We start from the raw sequence: 872 nt of genomic DNA on the forward strand, positions 1-872 counted from the left end.
AGACGGTGGTGTTGCACGTTTGCGTGTATACGGTGACGTCGTTGTTGATCCTGCACACTTCCTACCAAACGAGCCAGTAGACCTTGCATACATCAAAAATGGCGCACGCCCTCTTGTATGTTCAGACATGTTCTTCAGCCACATGCAAAACCTTGTGATGCCAGAGCGTGGCGTAAACATGGGTGACGGTTGGGAAACTAAGCGTCGTCGTACTGTTGGCGATGAGACTGTTGATCGCAACAATGACTGGTTGGTTCTTCAGCTTGCGACAAAAGGCAGCATCAACAAGATCTTGGTAGACACTTGCCACTTTAAAGGCAACTACCCTAACGGTTTCTCACTAGAAGGCGCTGTACTGACTGCAGAACAATCTGCTGACGTTGACATGCTTGAGCAAGATGCACATCAAGACGCATTGACGGCTGGTCGTAAAGAAGCGAGCCAAATCGAGTGGACTGAAATCATGCCGCGCACAGTGCTTCACGCAGACCGTGAGCACACCTTCACTGCAGAAGTTCAAAACACTGAAACAAACTTCACGCACATTCGCATCAAAATGTACCCAGATGGTGGCATCAGTCGCTTACGTCTCTGGGGCTACCCAGAAGCGAAGTAAGGGACTGATACGAACATGGCAGATTTAACTTACACAATCGACGCACTAAACGCGTTGAACGCAGAAGACGCAACTTTCGCATTCACAAACTGCTGCACCAGCTCACGCTGGGTAGCAGGCATGGTTGAAGCACGTCCTTTCGCATCGATCGAAGCGTGTCATCAAGCGGCGAAAGACGTTTGGGCAAACATGGGCGAAGCAGACTTTTTGGAAGCCTTCGAAGGCCACCCAAAAATTGGTGACGTGACTAGTCTTC

1 protein-coding gene and 1 pseudogene are annotated in these 872 nt (G+C 49.9%); both read left to right on the forward strand.

Annotated elements, in window-relative coordinates; genetic code table 11:
- A pseudogene (locus A3739_RS16790) lies at nucleotides 1–616 on the forward strand (hypothetical protein); the annotation flags it as partial.
- 15 nt (nucleotides 617–631) lie between these two features.
- Nucleotides 632–872, forward strand: a 241-nt coding sequence (locus tag A3739_RS16795) for a 2-oxo-4-hydroxy-4-carboxy-5-ureidoimidazoline decarboxylase (protein WP_304440287.1), incomplete at its 3' end; no start/stop codon positions are given.

This window comes from Oleiphilus sp. HI0067 (assembly GCF_001635735.1).